Consider the following 18,534-nt stretch of genomic DNA (forward strand, 5'->3'; position numbering starts at 1 on the left):
CAACGGAGGGTGACGTGATCTCAAGCTCGTAGCCGGAGCCCCTTGGGGGTGGCGCGGAAGCCCGCGTCCCGGAGGACGTCGGCCAGGGCGGAGGTCAGGGCCTGCTCGCCGTCCGCCCGCTGGACCGCCAGCTGCCCCAGCCAGCCCTCGCGGACGGCGCGGGACAGTGCGTGCGCGGCCGCCTTGAGCGTCGGCTCGTCCTCGGTGAACGACAGCAGCGACCGGCCGCCCCGTTCGACGTACAGCGCGGGCACGCCGTTGACCAGCACCACCAGCGCGCCTGCCTTGCGCGCCGGGCGGTGCTTGGTGTCGCCCAGCGCCGCAGGCCACGACAGCGCCGCACCGTACGGCTGGGCCGGGTCCGTCGCCGCCAGCACGACAGCGTCGGTCATCGCGTCCGGCCGCCGCGTGCCGCTCGGATCGGACATCGCCCGCAGCCGGTCGACCGCGCCACGCGCCGCGAACTGCGCCGCGCCCAGGCCCTCCACGACGTAGCCGCGGATCACCTGGCCCGAGTCCTCCATCGCCCGCAGCACCTTGTAGATCCCGGAAAACCCGCCGGTGACCCGCTCGGTCTCCAGCGCGCCCCGCGTCAGCACCCCGTGCCGCTCCAGGAACGCCTCCGTCCGCGCGTGCGTGCGCCGCGTCGGGTCGGACTCGCGGATCGGCGTGAGCGCCCACCGCCCGGCCACCGTCGGCGGCCCGGTGCGCGACGGCATCGCAGGCCGCCCCGCGCGCATCCGCCCGTACCGGCTGCGTGGCGTCGCCTGGCGGGGTTTGTGCGCCGCGCCCTTGCCCGACACCAGCGCCCGCAGGGGCGAGAGCGTGTCGCCGGTGACCGTGCCCGCCCACACCAGGTCCCACAGCGCGCCCACCACGTCGGCGTCGTTCGGCGCGCTGTCCAGCAGCGGCGTCACCCGGTCGACGAGCTGGCGGAAGAACAACGCGCCGCCGTCCAGCGCGGCGAGGATCGCCTCGTGCAGCGGGCTGGTGGGCGCCTCCTCGTCCGCCTCCGGCAGCAGCAGGTCGGCCACGTCGGCGGGCGCCAGCGACACCCACCCGTCGCCACCGGCCAGTGCCCCGGCGCCGCACCACACGACCTCGCCCGCGGTCATCAGCTCGTCCATCAGCGCCGGGTAGTACCCGGGCAGGCGGCTCGGCAGGATCAGCGACTCCAGCGCGCTCGCCGGCAGCGGCGCCCCCGCCAGCTGCTCGACCACCGACAGCACGTCGTCGACGCTCGGCGCCGCCCGCATCCGCGCCCCGATGCCGTGCCAGGACGGCAGGAACCGGCCCAGCGCCGCGGGTTCCACGGGCTCGACCTCGGCCCGCAGCCGCGCCAGCGACGCCCGCCGCAACCGCCGCAGCACCGCCGCGTCGCAGTACTCGGTGCCCGCGCCGTGGGTTTCCGGATGCCCGACCGGCCGCAGCTCGCCGCGCACCAGGCGGCCTTCGGCGGTGAGCCGGTCGAGCACACCCGTCACCACCGCGGGCCCGAGCCCGAACCGCTCCGCGGCCTGGTGCGCGGAGAACGGCCCGCGGGACCGCGCGTACCGGGCCAGCAGATCGCCGAGCGGATCGGCGACCGGTTCGGTGAACGCCTCCGGCACCCCGATCGGCAGCGCCACGCCCAGCGCGTCCCGCACCCGGCCCGCGTCCTCGATCGACAGGTTGCGGTCCACGCCCGCGATGCGCACCCGGATGACCCGCCGCTGCGCGACCAGCTCGTCCAGCCACTCCCGCCGGACGCCGCGCGCCGCGGCCTCCTCGTCGGACAGATCACCCAGGAACCGCAACAGGTCCGCGGTCTCCTCGGCGTTGCGCGCGTGCCGGTCCGGCTCCAGCCGCTGCAACGAGCGCTCGACCTCGTCGACCACTTCGGCGTCGAGCAGCTCCCGGATCGCCTCGGTGCCCAGCAGTTCGGCCAGCAGCGTCGAGTCCAGCGACAGCGCCGCCGCCCGCCGCTCGGCCAGCGGCGCGTCCGTCTCGTACAGGAACATCCCGACGTAGCCGAACATCAGGCTGCGTGCGAACGGCGACGGCGACGGCGTCTCCACCTCGGCGACCTTCACGCGCCGCGCCCGCACGTCGGCCATCAGCTCACGCAAGCCACCGACGTCGTAGACGTCCTGCAGGCACTCCCGCATCGCCTCCAGCACCACCGGGAACCGCTCGTACTTCGCGGCCACCGACAGCAGTTGCGAGGCCCGCTGGCGTTGCTGCCACAACGGGGTGCGCCGCCGCGGATCGCGCCGGGGCAGCAGCAACGACCGCGCCGCGCACTCCCGGAACCGCGCGGCGAACAGGGCCGAGCCGCCGACCTCGGCGACGATGATCTGCTCGACCTCCTCCGGGTCGATCAGCACGTCGTCGGTGCCGATCGTGACCTCCGCGCCGTCGCTGTCCAGCGCTTCCGGCAGGCGCAGCACGATGCCGTCGTCGGAGTGCATGACCTGGGCGTCCACCCCGCGCTGCTCCCGCAGCCGGGCCGCGATCGCCAGCGCCCACGGCGCGTTGACCTGCGCGCCGAACGGCGAGTGCAGCACCACCCGCCAGTCGCCCAGCTCGTCGCGGAAGCGTTCGAGCAGGATCGTGCGGTCGTTGGGCACGTGCCGCGTCGCCGCCTTCTGCTCGGTCAGGTAGGTCAGGAGGTTGTCACACGCCAGCTCGTCCAGACCCGCCTGACGCGCCCGCTCGCGGGCCTTCTCGTCGTCCGAACTGGACAGTTCGCGGACGAACGCGCCCAGCGCGCGGCCGAGTTCGAGCGGCCGTCCCGGCGCGTCGCCCTTCCAGAACGGCATCCGCGCCGGCTCACCCGGCGCGGGCACCACGATGACCCGGTCGTGCGTGATGTCGGTGATCCGCCACGACGACGTGCCCAGCAGGATCGTGTCGCCCACCCGCGACTCGTAGACCATCTCCTCGTCGAGCTCGCCCACCCGGGAGCCGGGGCTGCCGTCGCCGCCCGGCGTCATCACGGTGAACAGCCCGCGGTCGGGGATCGTGCCGCCGGAGGTGACCGCGAGCCGCTGCGACCCCGGCCGCCCGCGCAGCTCGCCCGACACCCGGTCCCACGTGATGCGCGGGCGCAGCTCGCCGAACTCCTCGCTGGGGTAGCGCCCGGCCAGCATGTCCAGCACCGCCAGCAGCGCGTCGTCCGGCAGCGCGGTGAACGGCGCGGCCCGCCGCACCGTCGCCGCGAGGTCCTCGACCGACCACGGCTCCAGCGCCACCATCGACACGATGTGCTGCGCCAGCACGTCCAGCGGGTTGCGCGGGTAGCGCACCGCCTCGATCGCGCCCGCCGTCATCCGCTCCGACACCACCGCGCAGGACACCAGGTCGCCCCGGAACTTCGGGAACATCACGCCGGTGGACACCGCGCCCACGTGGTGGCCGGCGCGGCCGACGCGCTGCAGCCCGGACGCGACCGTCGGCGGCGCCTCGATCTGCACCACCAGGTCGACCGCGCCCATGTCGATGCCCAGCTCCAGCGACGACGTGGCGACCACGCACGGCAGCAGCCCGGACTTCAGCTCCTCCTCGACCCGGGTGCGCTGCTCGCGCGACATCGAGCCGTGGTGGGCCTTCGCGACCGTCGCCGCCGCGCCCGTGGTGAGCCCGGACTCGCCGATGGCCTCGGCGGGGAACCGCTGGTCGGCGGCCAGTTCCGTCTGCTCGGCGGCCAGCTCGTTGAGCCGCGCCGTCATCCGCTCGGCCAGCCGCCGCGAGTTGGCGAACACGATGGTCGACCGGTGCTGCCGGATCAGCTCCAGCACCCGCTGCTCCACCGACGGCCAGATCGACGGCCTGCGCACCGCGGCCGGCTCGTCCGGCGGGCCGTCGTCCGGCAGCATCGCGTCCAGCCGCTCCAGCGGGCTCGGCGCGGGCGCGTCCAGGTTCGCCATGTCCTCGACCGGGACCTCGACCCGCACCTCGATCGTCTTCGCCGTCTTCGGCTGCACCACCCGCACCGGGCGGCCGCCGGTGAGGAACGAGCCGACCTCGTCGATCGGGCGCACGGTCGCGGACAGCCCGATGCGCTGCGCCGGCTTCGGCAGCAGCGCGTCCAGCCGCTCCAGCGACAGCGCCAGGTGCGCGCCGCGCTTGCCGCCGGCCACCGCGTGCACCTCGTCCAGGATCACCGTCTCGACGCCGCGCAGCGACTCGCGCGCCGACGAGGTGAGGATGAGGAACAGCGACTCCGGCGTGGTGACCAGGATGTCCGGCGGGGTCTTGAGGAACGTGCGGCGCTCGGCGGCGGACGTGTCGCCGGTGCGCATGCCCACCGTGATCTCCGGCGGCGTCTGCCCCAGCCGGTGGCTGGCCTGCCGGATGCCCGCCAGCGGCGCCCGCAGGTTGCGCTGCACGTCGACCGCCAGCGCCTTCAGCGGCGAGACGTAGAGCACCCGGCAGCGGCGCTGGGCGTCCGCCGCCGGTGGCCCGGCCGCCAGCCGGTCCAGCGCCCACAGGAACGCCGCCAGCGTCTTGCCCGAGCCGGTCGGTGCCACGACCAGCGCGTGCTCACCCGCCTGCGCCGCGCGCCACGCACCCGCCTGCGCCTCGGTGGGCGCGGCGAAGGCACCCGCGAACCAGCCGCGGGTGGCGGGCGAGAACAGGTCGAGCACGTCGGTCACGCATCCATCATGACCGGGGGGTACGACAATTTCTCGCGGGTGCCGCACGCGCGGTCCCGGGCAGCGTGGCAGCATCACGTCCTGGCCTGGGTGGATCGTGAGGGGAAGAGCTGTGCGCATCCTGTCGGTGGATCTCGGTACGTCCAACACCGTGGCGGTGCTGTCCGCGCACGGGCGGCCACCGCGCGTGGTCGAGGTGGACGGCTCGGCCACCATGCCGTCCGCGGTGTTCGCCGAGGAGGGCGGCACCCTCGTGGTCGGCCGCGACGCCGAGCGCCGGGCCCGCCTGGACCCCACCCGCTTCGAGCCCAACCCCAAGCGCCGCGTGGACGAGCAGACGCTGCTGCTCGGCCAGGACGTCGTGCCGGTCAACGAGGCGCTGGCCGCGGTGCTGCGCCGCGTGCTCGACGAGACCACCCGCCAGCTCGGCGGCGACCTGCCCGACGAGGTCCGCCTCACCCACCCGGCGCAGTGGGGACCGACCCGGCGCAACGTGCTGCTGTCCGCGGCGCGGCTGGCCGGCCTGACCGGCCCGCTGCTGCTCGTGCCCGAGCCGGTCGCCGCGGCCGCGCACTTCGCCTCCTTCCCCGGCCGCTCGCCCGCGCCCGGCCAGGCGCTCGCGGTGTACGACCTGGGCGCGGGCACGTTCGACGTCGCGGTCGTCGGCGCCACCCAGAACGGGTTCACCGTGCTGGCCGAGGACGGCCTGCCCGACCTCGGCGGGCTCGACGTCGACCAGGCGCTGATGGTGCACGTCGGCCGCGAGGTCTCGCACTCGGACCCGCAGCGCTGGCAGCGGCTGCTGCGCCCGGAGTCCACCGCGGACCGGCGCACCCGGCGCGCGCTGCAGGAGGACGTCAAGGCCGCCAAGGAGGCGCTGTCCCGGCTGCCGCAGACCGAGGTGCCGATGCCCGAGCCGTTCAACGACGTCCTGGTGACGCGTGGCGAGCTGGAGGCGCTGGTGCGCCCGGCCCTGCTGCGCAGCGTCGAGCTGCTGGGCCGCACGGTCGCCGCCGCCGGGCTGTCCCCGGACCGGCTGGCAGGCATCTACCTCGTCGGCGGGTCGAGCAGGCTGCCGCTGGTCGGGTCGATGATCGCGGAGAAGCTCGGCATCGTGCCCACCAGCCTGGACCAGCCGGAGACCGCGGTCGCGCTGGGTGCGCACCACGTGGCCCGCGACGGCATCAGCATGCGCACGCAGAACGTCGAGGGGCAGGTCGCCGCCACCGGGACGCCCCCGGGGTTCCCGCCGCCCCCGGTCGCGACCGTGCCGGGCACCCCGCCGGGCGGCTACCCGGGCGCGTCGCCGTACCCGCAGGCCGGGTACCAGCCGGCGCCGTCGAACTTCCCCAGCATGCCCCCGGCCGCGCCGCCGAAGAAGGACCGGAAGAAGCTGGTCGCCGGCGTCGCCGCGGTCGTCGTGGTGGTGCTGGCCGCCGTCGCCACCTACCTGTTCTGGCCGTCGTCCAGCTCGTCGGCGACCACGTTCAGCGCCGCCGAGTGCCAGCAGCCCGGCGCCGCCGACCCGTCCGGCTTCACCGGCTGCCTGCGCCAGCTGGCCGGGACGATCGCCGACGGCCAGTGCGCGCCGGGCGCGGGCACCGGCGACATCGCCCCGCCGGAGAACGAGAACATCGGCGTGCTGACCACCTGCTCGGCGCCCGCGCTGGCCGGGGCGCAGGTGACCTACCTGCACGGGGTGTCCGCGGCGAAGGTGAAGGAGTACACCGACCGGCTGCTCGGCGCGGTCGGCGGCAACCAGGTGCGGGCCGGGTGGAAGGGCAACGGCCTGGACGGCAGCTACTCGTCGGCGTCCGCGCGGAGCTCGGCGGTGCTGGTGTTCACGGTCGCCGACCGGCCGCTGGCCGGGGTGGTCTACCAGAAGGCGGGCACCGGGCAGGCGCCGCTCTCGGCCGGCGACCTGGCCACCTACTTCGAGCAGCACGTGCAGCCCGGGGAGTAGCTACTTCCGGTTGCGCATGTTCCACAACGCCCGCAGCGCCACGACGAGGGCGGCGACCAGGACGGCCGCCGAGGCCACGGTCATCGCGGTGGGGCCCCAGGACGGCATCTCCTGCGCGGAGGTCATGCGGACACGGTACCCGGCGCGCCGGTCGCTACCCTGGGTTCGATGCGCATCACCGTGTTCCGCCAGCTGATGGCCGACGAGTTCGGGCCCGGCAGGGCGGAGATCCTGGCGAAGGACCACGTCTTCAGCGGCCTCGGCGGCCGCACCGTCGAGCAGGCGCTGGCCGAGGGCACCCCGGCGAAGGAGATCTGGCGGGCGGTGTGCGCGGAGTTCGACGTCCCGCCGGAGCGCCGGTGACCGATTCCCGGAAAATCCGCGCTCGCGGGTGTGTCGCTCTTGCCTCGAACACGTGTTCGGCTATTGTGTTGTCCACATCGGGGTCAACGATCCACAGCCTCGTCTCGGCGCCCGGAATTGTCGGACCCCGCCCGTAGTCTCGGGCCACAGCGAAAACAAACTCGAACACCAGCCCCACAGGCTCTGACGACGAGGTGGATTTCCATGCCAGCAGCACCCGACAAGGACAAGGCGCTCGAGCTCGCCCTGGCCCAGATCGACAAGCAGTACGGCAAGGGCTCCGTCATGCGGCTGGGCGAGGAGACCCGCCCGCCCATCGGCGTGATCCCGACCGGCGCCATCGCGCTCGACATCGCACTCGGCATCGGCGGCCTGCCGCGCGGCCGGGTCATCGAGATCTACGGCCCGGAGTCCTCCGGTAAGACGACGGTCGCGCTGCACGCGGTCGCCAACGCCCAGAAGGCGGGCGGGATCGCCGCGTTCATCGATGCCGAGCACGCGCTCGACCCGGAGTACGCCAAGGCGCTCGGGGTGGACACCGACGCGCTGCTGGTGTCCCAGCCGGACACCGGTGAGCAGGCGCTGGAGATCGCGGACATGCTGATCCGCTCCGGCGCGCTCGACATCCTGGTCATCGACTCGGTGGCCGCGCTCGTGCCGCGCGCCGAGATCGAGGGCGAGATGGGTGACTCGCACGTCGGTCTGCAGGCCCGGCTGATGAGCCAGGCGCTGCGGAAGATCACCGGTGCGCTGTCCAACTCCGGCACCACGGCGATCTTCATCAACCAGCTGCGTGAGAAGGTCGGCGTCATGTTCGGCTCGCCGGAGACCACCACCGGTGGCAAGGCGCTGAAGTTCTACGCCTCCGTCCGGCTCGACGTGCGCCGCATCGAGACGCTCAAGGACAGCGGCGAGGCGGTCGGCAACCGCACCCGCGTGAAGGTCGTGAAGAACAAGGTCGCGCCGCCGTTCAAGCAGGCCGAGTTCGACATCCTGTACGGCGTCGGCGTGTCCCGCGAGGGCTCGCTGATCGACATGGGTGTCGACCAGGGCATCCTGCGCAAGTCCGGCGCCTGGTACACGTACGAGGGCGACCAGCTCGGTCAGGGCAAGGAGAACGCGCGGAAGTTCCTGCGCGACAACCCGGACATCGCCAACGAGATCGAGAAGCGCATCAAGGAGAAGCTCGGCATCGGGCCGCAGGTCGACGCCGAGGCGGCCGAGCCCGCCCCGGTCGACTTCTGATCGATGCCCAGGTTCGACCCGAAGGAGCTGTCCCGGGACGAGGCGTGGAAGAAGGCCAAGGAGGTCTGCTTCGACCTCCTGGCCATCCGCGCCCGCACCAAGGACGAGCTGCGGCAGGCGTTGCGGCGCAAGGGTTTCGACGACGAGATCCGTGAGCAGTTGCTCGGCAAGCTGGACGACGCCGGCCTGATCGACGACGCCGCGTTCGCCGAGCAGTGGGTGCGTTCGCGCCACGCCTACCAGGGCCTGGCGCGCACCGCGCTGGTCGCCGAGCTGAAGCGCAAGGGCGTCGACGCGGAGGTGGCGGCCCAGGCGGCGGGCGAGATCGACCGCGAGTCGGAGGAGCAGCGGGCGCGCGAGCTGGTGCGCAAGCGCCTCCGCACGATGACGACGCTGGACGAGCAGACCGCGACGCGCAGGCTGCTCGGCACGCTCGCCCGGAAGGGCTACCCGCAGGGCCTGGCGTACACCGTGGTGCGCGACGAGCTCCGCAACGCCGGCGCGGACGCCACCCCCCTGGACGACGCGACACTGGACTGAGCCCGCTCTTCCCGGACCCAAGACTGAGCCCACCGCAGATTCCCGCGGTGGGCTTTGTCGTGGGTGCGCTGTGTGTGGGACGGCAGCGGCCGGCTGCGATGCGGCTGGCTTGTGCTGGTCACTGCCGCGGCCGTGGGTCGAGCCCTGCCGCCCCACTGCACAGGAGTACGGGTAGGCGAGGCCCAGGGCGGTCGAGTGACCGATCGACCGGGCCTCGCCCTCTTCACAACCCGGGGCAACCAGCGAACGGCGGTCCCACGGCCTGCCGCATCACAGGCTGTTCTCCGCGAGAATGACTTTTCGTGCGGTCGCTGTGGACAACTCACGCCACGAAATGCGTTCCTGACAGCCGTACGAAATGGCGACTTCGCGCGCTCACCGCTGGTTCTCTCGCCCACCCGCGACACGGATCAGTGCCTCGCCGAGGGGTGTGATCACGTACAGGACACTGCGACCGGCCCGCTCCCGCGTCACGAGACCGTTCTCGCGCAGGATGCGGAGGTGCTGGGACACCGCACTGGGCGTCACGGCGAGCGCGCGGGCCAGATCGGTGGTCGTCGCGGGGGAGTGGAGTGCCGCCAGCAGTTCGGCGCGGGCGCGGCCGAGCAACCGCACCACGCTGGCCGACGGTGGCCGCGCCGCCCAGAGAATGTCGGCCTCACGTGCCGACCCGCGAACGCCTGCTACCCCCGATGCTGCGCCCCCGGCCGGCTGTGGCTCGGAGCGGTGTGTCGAACCGCGAACGCCCGCCACCCGCGACGCGGCTTGCCCCCCGGGCTGTCGCGCGGACAGGTCCGCCGACCCGCGGTCGTTCCCTGCCTGCGGCGCGGCTTGGCTGGCCGGTTGGGATGTGGGCTGGTCTGCCGGGCTGCGGCCAGTCACCGCTTGCGGTGCAGTGTGGGGCTGATCTGCCGGGGCCTGATTAGTCGCCGCCGGTGGTGCGGCTCGCTTGGCGGGCTGGGTTGTGGGTTGGTCTGGCGCGTTGGGGACAGTCGCCGGTGGTGGTGCGGTGTGGCGGGCCGGCTGGGGTGCGGGCTGGTTCGCCGAACCGCGGACAGTCGTTGCCGGTGGTGCGGTGCCTCCCGCCTGCTGCGGCGCGGCTCGCTCCGCTGAACCAGTCACCTCCGGCGCGGCGTGGTTCGCCGGTCGGAGCGCGGATCGGCCAGCCGCACCGCGCCCGGGAGCAGCCAGCGGCCCGGCTCCCCTCTGCGCGGACCGGCGAGCCGGGGCGCGAACAGGGGGCACCGGCGCCATCGCCGCGGACCAGAGGGCCCCCACTCCACGCGCCGGGTAGCGGATCGTCGTCTGGGTTGTCGTGTGGCGCTTGATCATCACGTGCGCCGGGGCGAGTGCGACGGGCATCAGCACCAGCCCGCCCGGCCCCAGCTCGACCGCCCGGTCCGCACCAGCCAGCACCAGCCGGCCCGCGCGCCAGCTCAGGTCCGGGTGCAGGCCGCCGAACAGCCGCGCCGCCCCGCCCGCCGCGAGCTGCCGTGCGCGGTATGCCACGTCTGCCTCCAGCACCGCGCGAATCCGCGGCCAGTGCGGCTCGATCAGCCGCGCATACGCCTCCCGCAGCTCGTCCGTGATCGCTTCCAGGCCCGCACTCGGGCGCGCAGCCAAAGCGGCCACACCGTCCGGAAGATCAGCACCGAAAACGCGGCCCAGGCTCGCGCGCACCTGGCCGGCCGTGGTCCGCCGCACCACCGCCAGATCGTCCTCGAGCGACGGACCCGCTCCGCGCGGCGCCGGGATCAGGAACGACGGCCAGCTCGCCCCGTCACCGGCGATCAACGGCCACAACCCCGGCAGGTCCAGCGCCTCCCGCGCGAGTTCGGCCTCCGCCCACCGCACCCACGGCAGGTGCACCGCCCGCCGCACGTGCCCCGCCAGCTGCTGCAACCCCGCGACCGTCTCCGACAGCGGCGAGATCGCGAACCGCGTCGCCGCCAGCTCGGACACGTCCAGTTCGACCGTCAGGGGCATGATCCGAGTATGTAGCCCACCGCTCAACGGTGCCGCACGGCGACCCGGGCCCGACACCCTCACCGCATGACCGGTACCTACTGGCGGCTGTGGTGGGCATCGGCCGTCGACGCCCTCGGCGACGGCGCGTTCACGGCGGCGATCCCCCTGCTGGCCACCACGCTGACACCCGACCCGCGGCTGATCGCGGTCCTGTCCGCCGTGACCTACCTGCCGTGGCTGCTGCTGTCCCTCCCGGCCGGCGCGCTCGTCGACCGCTGCGACCGGGCCACCCTGATGTGGCGCACCCAGACCGTGCAGGCGCTGCTGACCGGCACCGCCGCTGTCCTCGCCGCACTGCACGCACTGACCCTGCCCGCACTGGCGACGATCGCCTTCGGCCTGGGCGCGTGCGAGGTCCTCTTCGGCAACGCGGCACAGGCGATCCTGCCCGACCTCGTCGCGAAACCGTTGCTGCCCAAGGCGAACGGCTACCAGCAGGCGATCACGACCACCGGCCAGCAGTTCGCCGGGCCACCCCTGGGCAGTCTCCTCTTCGCCATCTCCGCCGCGCTGCCCCTCACTCTCGACGCCGTGACCTTCGCCGTCTCCGCCGCGCTCCTCGCCACGCTGCCCCGCCACCGGTCCAGGCAGGCCGGGTCGACGGTCACCGGAGGACTGCGCTGGCTGCTCCGGCACAAGCTGCTCCGCACCCTCGCCGCGCTGCTGGCCGTCAACACCTTCTGCGCGCAACTCGGCAACGCCACCCTTGTCCTGCTCGCCACGCAGACGCTGCACCTGAGCACCGGCGGCTACGGCCTGCTCCTCACCGGCGCCGCCGTCGGCAGCCTCCTCGCCGGGGTGCTCGACGTCCCCGCCCGCCTCGGCGCCCGGCGCACCCTGCGCCTCGCGCTGGTGGCGAACGCCGTGATCTTCGTGGCCATCGGCTTGAGCCCGACCGCGCTGGTGCTGGCCCTCCTGCTGGCCGCCAACGGGTTCGTCACCACCCTCTGGAACATCGTCACCGTCAGCCTCCGGCAGCAGCTCGTCCCGGCCGGGATCCTCGGCCGGGTCAACAGCGTCTACCGGTTGCTCGGCTGGGGGCTCATGCCGTTCGGCGCGCTCACCGGCGGGCTCGTCGCGCACCTCTTCGGTCTCCGCGCGCCCTATCCGATCGCGGGGCTGCTGCGAGGCCTCGCCCTGCTGGCGTTCCGGTCAGGGCTGTAGCGCCTGGCTCATCAGCTCCAGCGCTTCGCGCAGGCGCTCGACCGGTTCGTGGGCGAAGCCGAGCCGGAAGACGGCCGGGTCGTCACCGAACCAGTCGCCTGGGGAGACTGCCACCCCGGCCGTCGCCAGGTGTTCGTAGAACTCGGGTGCGCCGGAATCCACGCGCAGGCAACAGAAAGCTCCCGCGTCGGGGCGGAGCCAGGTCACCCGGCCGTTCTGCCGCGGCACCCAGGCGGCCACCTCGGCGAGCCCGGCGCGCATCCGTGCCCGCTTCCCGGCCAGCACCTCGTCGGCGCGCCGCAACAGTTCCAGCGCCAGGAACTCGTCCAGCGTGCCGCAGGACACCGCGCTCGTGAACTTCGCCCGGCGCAGCTCCTCGTACCACGCGGGGTCCCGCGCGGTGAGCCAGCCGATCCGCAGCCCGGGCGCGCCGTGCGCCTTCGAGAACGACCCGCACGTCAGCACCCGCGGCGAAACCGAGGCGAACGACTCGATCTCCGCATACGCCGCCTCCCGGTACGTCTCGTCGACCAGCACCACCGCCTCCGGGCACACCTCGGCCGTCGCGCACAACACCGCGTCGATCTCGTCCCGGGTGAACGCCACCCCGGCCGGGTTCTGTGGCGTCGCCAGCATCACCAGCCGCGTCCGCGCGGTCAGCGCCGCCCGCAGCGCCGCCACATCCAGGCGGTACCCGGTCTCGAACCGCAGCCGCACCGTCCGCACCCGCTCCGCGAGCCCCCGCGCCAGCCCGAGCATCGGCGGGTACCCGGGCTGCACCACCACGACCTCCCCGTCGGCGACCAGCCCGACGAGGAACAGCGCGGCTCCGGCGCCCGCCGTGATCAGCACCTCGTCCGCGGACACCCCGAGCCGCGCGCCCAGCAGCGCCCGCAACTCCTCGTCACCGGCGGAAGTGCCGTACCCGAGCGGGAACTTCGCCAGCCTGCCGACATCGACCAGCTCGGCGACCGTCAGGTCACCGCAGGTGCTCTCGGCCAGGTCGTACCGGGGACTCTCGTCCAGCAGACTCGTCATCGCGCTCGGCGGGAAACGTCGCATGCCGATCACCCTCGCCGGTCGCGGCCGCGCCGGACAGGGCCAATCCCGCGTCATTGGCTCCCGGATAGTCGTCCCACGCCTTCCGCAACCGCCGCACCGCCTCGGACAACGCCTCCGGCGGCAGGGTGAACGGCACTCGGATGTGCTCGCCGCTGGACTCGTGCGCGGCCAGCGACGTGCCCTCCAGCAACGCCACGCCATACCGCAACGCGAACTGCGCGAACCGCCGCGAGTCGGCGCCTGGCAACCGGATCCACAGCGTCTGGCCACCCGGTGGCGTCCGGAACTCCCACGACGGCAACGCCGCCCGCAGGTCCCGCACCACCTGGTCCCGCCGCGCCCGCAGTTCCGCCTGCCGCTCCGCCCTCAGCCGGCCGAAGCGCGCGAACAATGCGACCCCGATCGCCTGCGCGACGACGTCCGTCCCGAGGTCGGCGACCGCCTTGAGCCGCGCCAGGTCGGCCGCGGTCCGCGGATCGGCCCGGACCCAGCCGATCCGCACCCCGCCCCAGATCAGCTTGCTCAGCGACCCCACGCTGATCACCCCGCTCCCGTGCCGGGCGAGCGGCGCGGGCCGTGGACCGTCGAGCGCGAGGTCGGCGAGCACGTGGTCGTCGACCAGCGGCACCCCGTGCGACTCGCACAGCGCCACCACCCGCCGCGCCGCGTGCGGCGGCAGCACCGAGCCGGTCGGGTTCTGGAACGCCGGCACCAGGTACACGAGTTTCGCCCCGACGACGACCTCCGCGAGGTGCGGCACCGACACCCCGTCGGCGGTCAGCGGCACCCCGAGGATGCGCGCCCCGCCGCCGCGGAACGCGTCCAGTGCGCCCGGGTACGTCAGCTCCTCGACGGCCACCGCGTCGCCGGGCCGCAGGAACAGCTGCGCCAGCAACGAAATCGCCTGCTGCGCGCCCGAGGTGACGACGATCTGCGCGGGATCGGTGGGCACACCCTGCGCGGCGTAGTGGTCCGCGATCGCCTGCCGCAACGCCGGGATGCCGGACGGGTGGTAGCCGATGCCGAAGTCGCCCACCGCGGCCTCGGCGACGACCTCGGCGAGGTACGCGGGCTGCGGCGGCGCCGCGCAGGTGAGGTCGATCAGGTCCGGCACCGGGTCGAGCAGGTGCAGGAACATCGGGTTGAACTCGGCGACCACCCCGCGCCCGGGCCGCGGCGGCCGTCGCACGAACGTGCCGCTGCCGCGGCGGCGCTCGACCAGCCCGCGGTCACGCAGCACGTCGTAGGCGGCGACCGCGGTGTTGCGGCTGACCGCCAGCTCCGCGGCCAGCGCGCGCTCGGTCGGCAGGCGCCCGTCGGCCGGGATCTCACCCCGCTCGACCAGCCCCTCCAGGCGCGCGGCCAGCTTCAGGTAGAGCGGCTCGCTGCCGCTGGACCACCGGCCGAGCAGCTCCGCGAGCCGGCCAGCGTGCATCCCGTCCTCCTCAGTCGACGGCGACCACCGCGCCGTGCGGCCCGAGCTTCGTGGTCGGTAGCGCCGGGCCCCGCGGTTCACGCACCCACCACGCCCCAGTCTCCCTGCGCTCGCGCGGGGTGGTGAAGCGGTACCGGTAGAGCCGCGCCCGCAGGTAGGCCGGCCGCCTGCCGTCGAACGGGTCGCGCCGCAACAGCTTCAGCGTGCCCGGATCCGCCGACAGCAGCTTCTCCGCCAGACCGGGCAGCCACGATTCGGCGTACCGGGTGGACAGCGCGGCGAACCACATCAGCCAGTCCAGCCGCAGGTGGTAGGGCGCGAACTGCGGTGGGCGCCGCCGCGGGTCGCCGGGCTTGCCCTTGAACTCGTACTCGCGCCACACGGTGTGCTCGTCGGGCGCGGGATCGTCGGTCGCCTCGATGACGACCTCGTGCCGCACCTTGGTGACGCTGCCGAACGCGCCGTAGGTGTTGACCAGGTGCAGCCGGTCGAAGCTGGTGTTCATGACCTGCTCGCGCGACACGAGGTTGCGCGCCGGACGGTAGCTGAGCACCGCGACGAGCACGGTCACCCCGATCACGAGAGCGTGCTGCCACACCGGCGGTCGGGCCAGTTCCGGGACGGGCGCCGGGATGATGTCCACAACGGACACCGCGATGGCGATGGTGAGGAAGTTCAGCCAGGAGAAGTTCCCGCTGGCGACCAGCCACAGCTGGGTGAGGATCATCAGCAGCGCGGCCGCGCTCGCGGCGGGTTGCGGGGCGAAGAGCGCGAACGGCACCACGAGCTGGGTGAAGTGGCTGGCCGCGGCCTCGACCTTGTGCAGGGGCTTGGGCAGGTGGTGGAAGTGCCAGCTCAGCGGCCCGGGCATCGGCTGGGTTTCGTGGTGGTGGTAGAGGCAGGTCAGGTCGCGCCAGCACGCGTCGCCGCGCATCTTGATCAGCCCGGCGCCGAATTCGAGCCGGAACAGCACCCAGCGCAGCAGCCACAGCACGAGCACGGGCGGCGCGGTGTCGGCCGGGCCGAGGAAGATCGCCAGGAACCCGGCCTCGAGCAGCAGCGACTCCCAGCCGAACGAGTACCAGATCTGGCCCACGTTGACGATCGACTGGTACAGCAGCCACGGCACCAGCCACGCCAGCATGGTCGCCCACACGGGGGTGTGGTCGAACAGGCCGAGGACGAGCGCGGCCGAGATGACGACGCCGGTCCACGCGACGCCCGCGAACAGCTGGTCCGAGTAGCGCCAGTGGAACAGGCTGGGCGCGCGGCGGAACGGCACGCGGCGGGTGAACCGGGGCACCGGCAGCAGGCCCCGCTCGCCGATCAACGGCCGGAACTGGAGGGCGGCGCCCAGGAACGCGACGACGTAGATCGCGGCGAGCGCCCGCTGGAACAGCAGCCGGGGCGCCCAGTAACCCGGATCGGCGAGCCACTCCCATCCCACGGCGATCTCCCCTCGCCAGACGAGTGCCGTGAGGCTAGTACCCGGGCGGCCCGGCCCCCAATCGGGAGCTGAATTCGCGACCGCCGCCCGCGCCCCCCACGGGCGGCGGTCGCGAAACCGTTCAGCGCAGCGCCGCGGCCTCGCGCGCCAGCTGCTCGATCCGCCCGAAATCGCCGGCCCGCACAGCGTCCTTCGGGGTCAGCCAGGTTCCGCCGACGCAGCCCACTGTGGACAGTGCGAAGTAGGACGGCGCGTTCTGCACCGTGACACCACCCGTAGGGCAGAACCGCAGCTGCGGCAACGGCCCACCGAGCGCCTTCAGGTACGCGACCCCTCCGCTGGCCTCCGCCGGGAAGAACTTCAGCGCGGTGATGCCGTGTTCGGCGACGCGCATCGCCTCCGAGACGGTGCTCACGCCGGGCAGGAACGGCAACCCCGTCCCGGACACGGCCTCCAGCAACCGGTCCGTGCAGCCCGGCGTCACCAAGAACGCCGAACCCGCGTCCGCCGCCTGGCGAGCCTGCTCCGGCGTCACCACGGTGCCCGCGCCGACCACGATCTCCGGCACCTCGGCCGCGACCCGCTCGATCGCGGCCAGCCCGGCCGGCGTCCGCAGGGTCAGCTCGATCGCCCGGATCCCGCCCGCGACCAGCGCCTTCGCCAGCGGCACGGCGTCCGCGGCGTCGTCCACCACGACCACCGGCAGCACCGGCGACAACTCGAGCACGTCATGCCCTGTCTTCACGTCTCTCCTCACACTCGCGCGGGCGCACCGAAGTGCCCCGGGGTCATCGGCCCGAACACGCCGGCTCCCTGATCGGCCGGCCCGACCGCGCGGCGCAGCGCGGTGAACAACTCCCGGCCGGTGCCGACCCAGGATGCCTCATCCGGCGGCGCGTCCCGCAGCGGCCGGGCCGCCAGCGTGACCTCGTCCACCAGCACGTCCAGCCGCCCGGCGACCGCGTCGACCACGACCTCGTCACCATCGGCGACCCGCGCCAGCGGACCACCCGCCGCGGCCTCCGGCGTCACCTGGATCGCGGCCGGGATCTTGCCCGAGGCGCCCGACATCCGGCCGTCGGTGACCAGCGCGACCCGGTGCCCGCGGTCCATCAGCACACCGAGCGCGGGCGTCAGGCCGTGCAGTTCCGGCATGCCGTTCGCCTGCGGCCCCTGGTTGCGGATCACCACGACCACGTCCCGGTCCAGCTCACCGGCCCGGAACGCCTCGGTGAAACCCTCCTGCGAGGTGAACACCCGCGCGGGCGCCCGCACCACGCGGTGCTCCGGCGCGACCGCCGACACCTTCATCACCGCGCGCCCGAGGCTGCCGGACAGCATCCGCAGCCCGCCGTCGGGCGCGAACGGGTTGTCCACCGGCCGCAGCACGTCCTCGTCCAGGCTGCGCGCGGGCACCTCGCGCCAGGTCAGCGAGCCGTCGTCCAGCACCGGCTCCGACCGGTACCGCGACAGCCCGTCCCCGGCCACCGTGCGGACGTCCTCGTGCAGCAGCCCGGCGTCCAGCAGCGAGCCGATGAGGACCTGCACCCCGCCCGCGGCGTGGAAGTGGTTGATGTCCGCGCTGCCGTTCGGGTAGACGCTGGCCAGCAGCGGCACCACCGACGACAGGTCGGCGAAGTCGTCCCAGGTCAGCTCGATCCCGGCCGCCGCGGCGATGGCGACCAGGTGCATCGTGTGGTTGGTCGACCCGCCGGTGGCCAGCAGCGACACCACACCGTTGACCACCGAACGCTCGCTGATCACCTCGGCCAGCGGCGTGTACCCGGCCTCCCGCGACAACGCGACCACCCGCCGCGCGGCCTCTTCGGTCAGCGCGCGGCGCAGCGGCGTGCCCGGGTGCACGAAGCTCGCGCCGGGCAGGTGCAGGCCCATCACCTCGACGACCAGCTGGTTGGAGTTCGCGGTGCCGTAGAACGTGCAGGTGCCCGCCGAGTGGTACGACGCCGACTCGGCCGCCAGCAGGTCCTCCCGGGTCGCGCGGCCCTCGGCGTAGAGCTGCCGCACGAGCGCCTTCTCCTTGTTCGGCAGCCCCGACGTCATCGGCCCGGCCGGGACCAGGATCGCGGGCAGGTGCCCGAAGGCCAGCGCGCCGATCAGCAGGCCGGGCACGATCTTGTCGCACACGCCGAGCAGCAGCGCGCCGTCGAACATCTCGTGCGACAGGGCGATGCCGGTGGCCATCGCGATGACCTCGCGGCTGAACAGGGACAGCTCCATCCCGGCGCGGCCCTGGGTGATGCCGTCGCACATGGCGGGCACGCCGCCGGCGAACTGGGCGACCCCGCCGGCCTCGCGTGCGGCGTCCTTGATCCACGCCGGGAACTCGTCCAGCGGCTGGTGCGCGGAGAGCAGGTCGTTGTAGGCGGACACGATCGCGATGCCGGGCTTGCGCAGCCCGCGCAGGGCGATGCGGTCTTCGCCGCCGCACGCGGCGAAGCCGTGGGCGAGGTTGCTGCACGCGAGGCCGGCCCTGGCGGGCCCCTCGGCGCGGGCGGCGGCCATGCGCGCCAGGTAGGCGCTGCGGGTGGCGGCACTGCGCGCGGCGATGCGCTCGGTGACTTCCTCGACGACGGGGTGGACGGGTGTTCGGGCTTTTCGCACGGGAGAACCACCTGGAACTCGTCGGCTG

13 protein-coding genes are annotated in these 18,534 nt (G+C 73.7%); 5 read left to right on the top strand and 8 right to left on the bottom strand.

Annotation, left to right across the window (positions count from 1 at the left end):
* Positions 1 to 20 precede the first annotated feature (20 nt).
* Positions 21 to 4,637: an ATP-dependent helicase gene (locus L2C96_RS19125; protein ID WP_237337219.1), complete on the bottom strand. Its 4,617-nt coding sequence runs from the start codon at positions 4,635 to 4,637 to the stop codon at positions 21 to 23.
* A 112-nt stretch (positions 4,638 to 4,749) separates the two neighbouring features.
* Between L2C96_RS19125 and L2C96_RS19130 the strand changes: the two genes are divergently transcribed.
* Complete coding sequence (locus L2C96_RS19130; RefSeq protein WP_020419630.1) at positions 4,750 to 6,600, top strand: Hsp70 family protein; 1,851 nt, start codon at positions 4,750 to 4,752, stop codon at positions 6,598 to 6,600.
* Here L2C96_RS19130 and L2C96_RS44545 read toward each other — a convergent pair whose 3' ends face one another.
* Positions 6,601 to 6,726, bottom strand: coding sequence for a hypothetical protein (locus L2C96_RS44545; protein ID WP_020419629.1), 126 nt, complete (start codon positions 6,724 to 6,726; stop codon positions 6,601 to 6,603).
* A gap of 42 nt (positions 6,727 to 6,768) precedes the next feature.
* Here L2C96_RS44545 and L2C96_RS19135 point away from each other — a divergent pair, with 42 nt between their 5' ends.
* From L2C96_RS19135 to L2C96_RS19145, 3 genes are all read left to right on the top strand, one after another.
* On the top strand, positions 6,769 to 6,963 hold the full coding sequence (locus tag L2C96_RS19135) for a DUF3046 domain-containing protein (protein WP_017983957.1): 195 nt from the start codon (positions 6,769 to 6,771) through the stop codon (positions 6,961 to 6,963).
* 204 nt (positions 6,964 to 7,167) lie between these two features.
* Positions 7,168 to 8,208, top strand: a complete 1,041-nt coding sequence (recA, locus tag L2C96_RS19140) for a recombinase RecA (protein WP_017983956.1) — start codon at positions 7,168 to 7,170, stop codon at positions 8,206 to 8,208.
* Between the two features lie 3 nt (positions 8,209 to 8,211).
* Positions 8,212 to 8,748, top strand: coding sequence for a regulatory protein RecX (locus L2C96_RS19145; RefSeq protein WP_020419628.1), 537 nt, complete (start codon positions 8,212 to 8,214; stop codon positions 8,746 to 8,748).
* A gap of 375 nt (positions 8,749 to 9,123) precedes the next feature.
* Here L2C96_RS19145 and L2C96_RS19150 read toward each other — a convergent pair whose 3' ends face one another.
* The gene (locus L2C96_RS19150) at positions 9,124 to 10,734 is read right to left on the bottom strand and encodes an ArsR family transcriptional regulator (RefSeq protein ID WP_237337220.1); all 1,611 of its coding nucleotides are present in this window, start codon (positions 10,732 to 10,734) and stop codon (positions 9,124 to 9,126) included.
* Between the two features lie 66 nt (positions 10,735 to 10,800).
* Between L2C96_RS19150 and L2C96_RS19155 the strand changes: the two genes are divergently transcribed.
* On the top strand, positions 10,801 to 11,940 hold the full coding sequence (locus tag L2C96_RS19155) for an MFS transporter (protein WP_237337221.1): 1,140 nt from the start codon (positions 10,801 to 10,803) through the stop codon (positions 11,938 to 11,940).
* Here the strand turns inward: L2C96_RS19155 and L2C96_RS19160 are convergent.
* The 5 genes from L2C96_RS19160 to edd all read right to left on the bottom strand — a co-directional run bounded on the left by L2C96_RS19160 (position 11,929) and on the right by edd (position 18,506).
* Positions 11,929 to 13,002, bottom strand: a complete 1,074-nt coding sequence (locus tag L2C96_RS19160) for a pyridoxal phosphate-dependent aminotransferase (RefSeq protein WP_237337222.1) — start codon at positions 13,000 to 13,002, stop codon at positions 11,929 to 11,931. The genes L2C96_RS19155 and L2C96_RS19160 overlap by 12 nt on opposite strands.
* Entirely contained in the window at positions 12,920 to 14,437 is a 1,518-nt protein-coding gene (locus L2C96_RS19165) for an aminotransferase-like domain-containing protein (RefSeq protein WP_237337223.1), read from the bottom strand. The genes L2C96_RS19160 and L2C96_RS19165 overlap by 83 nt, the downstream gene beginning before the upstream one ends.
* Before the next feature lie 10 nt (positions 14,438 to 14,447).
* Positions 14,448 to 15,884 (bottom strand): lipase maturation factor family protein, encoded by a 1,437-nt coding sequence (locus tag L2C96_RS19170; protein ID WP_237337224.1) that lies wholly within the window; start codon positions 15,882 to 15,884, stop codon positions 14,448 to 14,450.
* Between the two features lie 121 nt (positions 15,885 to 16,005).
* Positions 16,006 to 16,629: a bifunctional 4-hydroxy-2-oxoglutarate aldolase/2-dehydro-3-deoxy-phosphogluconate aldolase gene (gene eda / locus L2C96_RS19175; protein ID WP_027936108.1), complete on the bottom strand. Its 624-nt coding sequence runs from the start codon at positions 16,627 to 16,629 to the stop codon at positions 16,006 to 16,008.
* Positions 16,630 to 16,637: 8 nt separating this feature from the next.
* The gene (edd, locus tag L2C96_RS19180; protein WP_237337225.1) at positions 16,638 to 18,506 is read right to left on the bottom strand and encodes a phosphogluconate dehydratase; all 1,869 of its coding nucleotides are present in this window, start codon (positions 18,504 to 18,506) and stop codon (positions 16,638 to 16,640) included.
* Between the last annotated feature and the right edge of the window lie 28 nt (positions 18,507 to 18,534).

The organism is Amycolatopsis tucumanensis (assembly GCF_021654135.1).
Taxonomy (GTDB): Bacteria; Actinomycetota; Actinomycetes; order Mycobacteriales; family Pseudonocardiaceae; genus Amycolatopsis_E; species Amycolatopsis_E tucumanensis.